Below are 6,000 nucleotides of genomic sequence, written 5' to 3'. Positions count from 1 at the left end.
GAGAAGACAGGATACATCAATAAAACGGGTGATGTCGTCATTCCACCACTTTTTGACTTCGCTTCAGATTTTTACGAAGGAACAGCCTATGTTGTTGTGGGGGAACGGTATGGGATCATAAACAAACTTGGTGAATATATTATTGAGCCGAAATATACGGGAACCGATACCCAGTCTGCTGAACAGAAGTTAATTAGATTTCGATTAGGGGAAAAAAACATCTATGTGGATCGGCACACGGGAGACGAGATTTTTCAGTTCGACTATCTATAAGCCTTCATGAACAATTCAAAAGATGGATGGTACAGATGAAAAGTGAAAAATGACTTACCACTTTCCACATGTGAGCTAATACTCCATGTGGTTTCTTTTTTATAAAGATCCCGGATCTGAGGAAAATTTCGTACACCTACAATAGCCTGGGCCTTCGGGAAACGATGACCGATCCGTGCTTTACGATCTTTCATGTTGCTGCGCTTGCGCTTCCCGAAGGCATGTTTGACGGTCCCCCGGAAAGAAAAACATTGAAGCTGCGTAAAGGCGATGCGGTTGATTCCAGACTGCTGGTATCGTTAGTTGCCCAAGCCTCGGGCTCGCTCTAATCGATTATGCCTGGCAGGGTGCCTTAAAAAGGACAGCCATGCAGCGTTAGAACATATTATTAAGCAAATACGGACTGTACGAACAGGGATTTTGCCATGGAGCAGCGAATTGGAAGGGATAAGAGTCCCGGCAGCGCAAGGCGGGATGACTCGGACTACAGAGTGGAGAAAGGGGAATGAAGCGCGTTGGAGCAGTCGAAGACAACAGGCGGAGCACCTTTATTAAAGGACATTGCCTACGACGCCATCAAGGAGCGTATTCTCGATGAAAGGTTCGAGCCCGGGCGATTCCTGTCAGAGCGTGAGCTGATCGAGCTGCTGGAGATGAGCAAGACGCCGATCAAATCGGCGCTTACCCGGCTGGAGACGGAAGGGTTCGTGACGGTGTCCTCCAAGCAAGGCATTATTATTAATGATTTGACCTTGAATCGGATTGTCGATATATACGACCTGCGGCTGGCGCTGGAAACCTTCAACATTCAGGCGATTGTTGGACGTCTGACGCAGGAACAGGGCGGGCTGCTGCTGGATAATCTGCGTGAGACGGAAGAGATTGTAGGGCAACTGGATATTAAAGCCTTCGCCCGGGCTGATCATCAATTCCATCTGCTGCTCTGCAGATTCGCCGGCAATCAGGAAATCTATCGCGTCCTGCTGAATTATCAGGATCACCTGCTGCGGATCACGCTTCGCCACCTGCGGAAGGATCCTTCGAGGATGGTGGGCTTCTATCAGGATCATGTCAGTATTTATGAGCTGCTGGCAGAAGGCAGGGAAGAATGTGTGGATCGCTTGCGCGACCATCTTCAGCTGGCGAAGAGCAAATTGTTTATGTAGAAGGGCGGGGGAACCCGCGTCAATGCTGGCTTCATGCCTGCGATCACGGGACTGCCCACGTGCTCCTCGCCAGAGGAAGATCCGTCATTCAAACGCCGAGACATGCGAGATACAAGGTAGCGAGGTAAAACATGCGAAACGGCAGTTATTTGCTCGTTTCTGACCCCATGAAGGTGAAATGCCTGCCAGCGAGCAGGTATTTTACCTTCATTTCTCCTTAAAGGCCGAATTTTTCTCGAATTCATGCATGATCGCAGGAATTTAACCAGTATGGCGTCTTGTAACCGAAATTCATGCACATTCGCAGGCTTCTTACTCCGTCACTCTCCCTTCAAAACAGTTGGAGAAGGGATTGCCCAGAACGTTGTTTGATGATTTGTTTCATTCGCTCTGCTGGGAAACATTCCTTTTTTGGTGGCGGGCGAAAAAAAGGAATAAGCGCATCGCGGTGGAATAGTAGAGTGTGTACGCCTTAAAATGACAAAAAGCGGGAGATTACATGGAGAATAAAAATTTTCAAGTCAACCTGCAGGGCCTTATTGATTTATTGTCCAACCACCTGTATTCGGATGCGGGGGTGTTCATTCGGGAGCTGCTGCAGAACGGAATGGATGCCATTACGGCCCGTAGGCGGCTCGGTCATCAATTCGATGCGAAGGTTACGGTGGAGCTGTACGGTTCGCATACGCTGGCTTTTCACGACAACGGCTGCGGGCTGACGGCTTCGGAGATTGAGCAGTTTCTGGCGCGGATCGGGAGCACAACGAAGAAGGAGCAGCTTGATGCTGCGGATGATTTTATCGGCCAATTCGGGGTCGGCTTGCTGGCCTGCTTCGTTGTCTGTGACGAGATTGTACTGATTACGCGCTCTGCGCTTGAAGGGGATCCGCTGGAATGGAAGGGTCGGCCTGACGGAACGTATGAGATTCGCAAACTGAAGAATCAAGTGCCTATCGGCACTACTGTATATATAAAGGCGAAAGCCGACTATGAGGAATATTTCGACTATTACCGTGTAAGCGAGCTGCTGGAGCATTACGGGGAGTTCCTGCCTGTTCCGATTGAATTGGTCGAGGACAAGCATAAGCGGATTGTCAATGAAGCCGTGCCTCCATGGCGGATGGAGAAGAAGGAGGCGCTGGATTATGGCGAGAAATTGCGCTACCAGCGGGCGATGGACGTTATTCCGCTTCATTCGGCTATCGGCGGGATCGAAGGGGTCGCTTATATTTTGCCCTATTCGGTCAGTCTGCAAGAGGAGAAGAAGCATAAGGTTTATTTGAAGCAAATGCTGCTCTCTGACAAGCTGAACAATATTTTGCCGCAGTGGGCTTTCTTTGTGAACGGCATTATGAATACGGACAGCCTTCGGCCGACGGCATCGCGGGAATCTTTTCAGGAGAATGAGCTGTTCTATACGGTCAGGGATGAGCTCGGCAGCTGCATCAAGCAGTATTTGATCGATCTGTCGGCGCGGGACCCTGAGCTGTTCAAGCGGATAATCGGTGTGCATTACGCTTCAATTAAAGCGATGGCTGTGGAGGATGATGAGCTGTATGAGCTGTTCATTCGGCATTTGAGCTTCGAAACCTCTTACGGAACGATGGATATGGATACGATCATGAAGGAACACTCTGCTGTTCTTCTCGCAGCGACATTGGATGAATTCAGACAGATCGCCCGCGTAGCCAAATCGCAAGAGCTGCTCGTCATCAATGGAGGCTATGTGCATGATTTTGCACTTGTGCGGAAGATCCCCGATGTATGGGAAAATGCCGATGTAGCGCTGCTCGATATTTTGCAATTCTCCAACCGGTTCCAGGAGCTGGATCGGGCCGATCAGTTGGAGGTGGAGCCTTTCTTGGCGCTGTCGGATGAGCTGCTTCAGCCTCATCAATGCAGAAGCGCGATCCGGTGGTTCGAGCCTGCCGATGTTCCCGTTCTCTACAATACGAATGAGGAGGTTCAATTCCTCAAGCTGGCGGAGCAGAGCGAGAAGGAGGCGAATCCGCTGTTCGCGGACATTGTGCATGTGGTCATGGATGAGCTGTATGATGTTCCTTACGCGCGGCTGTGCTACAACTACAATAATCCCATGGTTCGAAAAGCCGTCGCCTGCAAGGATCCCAAGCTGCAGCAGGTCTGTATCGAGCTGCTGTACACACAATCTCTGCTGATGGGCCACTATCCGCTAAGCCAGGAGGAATTGCGGCTTATGAATGGATCACTGCTGCAATTTATGAATATGGGCTTGGATCAGGCGGTTGGAGGCGAAGCGTGAAGAACCGTTACAATAACCTGAGATATCAGACGTGGAGCATGCCTGACGGGAAGGCGAAGCTTGCTCTTATGGAGGAAGCGATCCGTATCGCGGATCAGTATCTGACGGAGGAGGATGCGTATCAATCCAGAATGGATTATTCCTCCGCTGCCTTGGAGTGCGGCTGCCCGGAGCGGCTGCTCGTGTCCTTCGCCTGGTGCCTGTCCAAGTTCGAGCGGCAGCCGGATCAATACTCTAGCCACTCCATTATGTGGCATTACAAATGGGTGCTGAACCAAATTTGGCGCATGCCGCAGATGACGGCGGAGATGATCGGGCAGGTGTTCGATGACTTCAAGGAGAAGTGTCTCCACTACGGATACACGCTAAGGCCTTATTATCAGCAGCAAGTGAGTTATATGCTCTCACAGGGCAGAACAGAGGAAGCGGCCCTTTATTATAAGGAATGGAGAAGTGCAGCGAGGGACGGGTTGTCGGACTGCAAGGCTTGCGAGCAGAATTTGTTTGGCGTCTATTATTTTCGCCTGAATCAGAATAAGAGGGGCTTGCAGATGCTGAAGCCTATTATGGAAGGCCGGATGAGCTGCGGCTCTATACCGGAGAACACCTATGGCAATCTGCTGGGCCCGCTGCTTAAGATGAAGGAGTACGAACAGGCCAAAGAGACGGCTGCCAAGGCGTACCAGGTCACGAACGGCCCTCAATATCTGAAGGAATACGGCACTCTGATGGAGTACTATACCGTCACGGATATGCCCAAGGCGGTCAAGCTGTATGAACGGACGATCCATCTTGGTCTTGCGTTCAAGATGCCGTGGGACAGATTCCACTATCTGCTGTCGGTGCGCCTGTTTCTGCAGGAATGGAGCAAGGCGAGAAGAAGGAAGAAGCTTGCGGCGTCGGAGCAGGTAACTCTGGAATGGTTGGAGCAGGAGACCCGCTCATTAGCGGCTGCCTTCGACGCAAGGAATGGCAGCGATTACTGTACTCTCCACATCGAGGAGAAGGAAGAGCAGATTCGCAAACTTATTGCGGTTTATCGCAAGTCTTGACAGAATATGCTGTTATGCCTCATCGCTATGCCAAGAGCCCTCATTGCTTTCTGCGGAAGGGTAAAGTCGATGAGGCATACCTCGATTGCTTCTGTCACCCGCGTGCGTGAGCAATACCAATACGGATCGGCTTCAAGTAGGCAGTTCGCTCTTCCTCTGCAACACTAGATCATCGGCAGGGCCGGAGTCATTTATTGTTTCGACATCACTGATGCTGCCGTTCTGAATCGTAAACGATTTGATGCCGGAATGGCTATCAATTTCAGTTACATAGAATTTGTTATCAAAGGTTGAAAAGTAATAAGGCGTCCCTTTAAACTGCAACTCATCGTAAATGTTTTCTGCTGAATCAAACCTGGATAGTTCCTTCAATCGAATGAGTTTTTCAGGGTAAGAAGAAATATAATAGTAGTCGTCAATTTTGAAAATATCGTTCATAGCGCTGTATTCTTGAGGGACATCATATTGCATCGCAACTTCAAAATCCTTATTGATATAATCTACAATCGTTATTTTATTCGGGCCGCTGACAAAATACATTTTGTCATCAATAATGGAAAATGAACGTGTATATGTTTGTTCCAAAAAAGCTAAATGGACTTGTTTATCAATTACAAGCTTGCCGTTCTGATTCGATAAGACATACATGTTCTGACTTGTAGACGTGAGTACATAGAACTTTTCTGTAGATGGATCATAAATTGTTCGATGAGGACGGCCTGCAATATCATCAATGATTTGAGTTTTCTTAAATCCATCCGCCGTTAATGTATACACGAACAGCTTGTTTCTTCCGGTATCCTCAGCTACGTATAATTCACTATCACTGGCTATGGAATGCGGGCCGGCGATATCGTTATCCAGTGTGCTCCAATTTTTTATGTCCGTATCTATGTCATCATTGTAAATAATTCTATGGTTCCAGCAGTCCACTATAAAATAATGATCTCCTATCTTCGCTGTGTACGTTGGCGTATACAATCTGCTTGAATACTCAGCCGCGGTTGTCTGATTCATGGACAAAAAGATAAGGAATAAAACCAACACAATTGCAAATGCACTTATTAATTTACTTTTACTGTTAAAGAACTTTCTCATTAGATCATTCGCCTCCCTTATAGCATTATATATTTTCTAATGAGATATTTACACCAAGTTATCCATAAAACTCGTCATGACGGGAGTTCATGACTGGAATCACTGATCATATAGCTGGCACAATTCCTAT

Annotated in this window: 6 protein-coding genes; 5 read left to right on the top strand and 1 reads right to left on the bottom strand. The window is 48.4% G+C overall.

The window, feature by feature from the left end; genetic code table 11:
• The 5 genes from K0T92_RS15345 to K0T92_RS15325 all read left to right on the top strand — a co-directional run.
• Nucleotides 1-273 (top strand): WG repeat-containing protein (locus K0T92_RS15345; protein ID WP_219873357.1); only part of this gene is annotated, 273 nt, incomplete at its 5' end.
• A 164-nt stretch (nt 274-437) separates the two neighbouring features.
• On the top strand, nt 438-602 hold the full coding sequence (locus tag K0T92_RS15340; protein WP_246628177.1) for a hypothetical protein: 165 nt from the start codon (nt 438-440) through the stop codon (nt 600-602).
• A gap of 186 nt (nt 603-788) precedes the next feature.
• On the top strand, nt 789-1,439 hold the full coding sequence (locus K0T92_RS15335; RefSeq protein ID WP_219873356.1) for a GntR family transcriptional regulator: 651 nt from the start codon (nt 789-791) through the stop codon (nt 1,437-1,439).
• Between the two features lie 499 nt (nt 1,440-1,938).
• Nucleotides 1,939-3,720: an HSP90 family protein gene (locus K0T92_RS15330; protein WP_219873355.1), complete on the top strand. Its 1,782-nt coding sequence runs from the start codon at nt 1,939-1,941 to the stop codon at nt 3,718-3,720.
• Nucleotides 3,717-4,772 (top strand): hypothetical protein, encoded by a 1,056-nt coding sequence (locus K0T92_RS15325; RefSeq protein ID WP_219873354.1) that lies wholly within the window; start codon nt 3,717-3,719, stop codon nt 4,770-4,772. The genes K0T92_RS15330 and K0T92_RS15325 overlap by 4 nt, the downstream gene beginning before the upstream one ends.
• A 132-nt stretch (nt 4,773-4,904) precedes the next feature.
• On the opposite strand, the gene K0T92_RS15320 is transcribed toward K0T92_RS15325, so the two are convergent.
• The gene (locus tag K0T92_RS15320; RefSeq protein WP_219873353.1) at nt 4,905-5,870 is read right to left on the bottom strand and encodes an NHL repeat-containing protein; all 966 of its coding nucleotides are present in this window, start codon (nt 5,868-5,870) and stop codon (nt 4,905-4,907) included.
• Between the last annotated feature and the right edge of the window lie 130 nt (nt 5,871-6,000).

This window comes from Paenibacillus oenotherae, assembly GCF_019443105.1.
In the GTDB taxonomy this organism is placed as follows: Bacteria; Bacillota; Bacilli; order Paenibacillales; family Paenibacillaceae; genus Paenibacillus_Z; species Paenibacillus_Z oenotherae.
The sequence above is the reverse complement of the archived record's forward strand: the minus strand, read 5'-3'. Positions and strand labels throughout refer to the sequence as shown.